Genomic DNA, 520 nt, shown 5'->3' on the forward strand with positions numbered 1-520 from the left:
GTTCAACGGCGAAAAACTCCTTTGAACGTCTTGATGACATTATCGATGCGGGCATATTGCCTAAAGGTCGTGCGCAAAATTCTTAAAGATGCCTTGGAGTTCATCTCCATGGTACGGATCCGCCATCAAGCGATTGATGTGGCAAATGACAATGAACCCGACAACAACATTGAGCCGGAAAATCTGTCCGACTTTGAGCGCCGAACGTTAAAAGATGCGTTTCAGATTCTAAGTAACGCGCAGAACTTCTTGAAGTTTCGTTACCAAGCCTCTAGCCATTTTAAGTAGCTTATGATCTCTTTACTCAAACCCACCAAGCTTGAATGGCAGCACAAATTCCTGCAAAAGCAGCAGCGAGTTGCCGATGCGCGCTTGCGCCGATTTTATCAATCACCCCCCGTCTCGGGCGAGACAGTGATAGGCTCAACACCACTGGTGGCCTTAGACTTTGAAACCACTGGCTTAAATCCCAATCAACACGATATTCTTTCTATTGGGCTTGGTACCCTTGATTTACACC

General features: G+C 46.5%; 2 pseudogenes. Both read left to right on the forward strand.

The features are described from left to right. Positions 1-288: pseudogene (locus CIK04_RS25250) on the forward strand (putative nucleotidyltransferase substrate binding domain-containing protein); the annotation flags it as partial. Between the two features lie 3 nt (positions 289-291). Further along, positions 292-520: pseudogene (locus CIK04_RS25255) on the forward strand (3'-5' exonuclease); the annotation flags it as partial.

The sequence above is a fragment of the Vibrio sp. 03_296 genome, assembly GCF_002265885.1.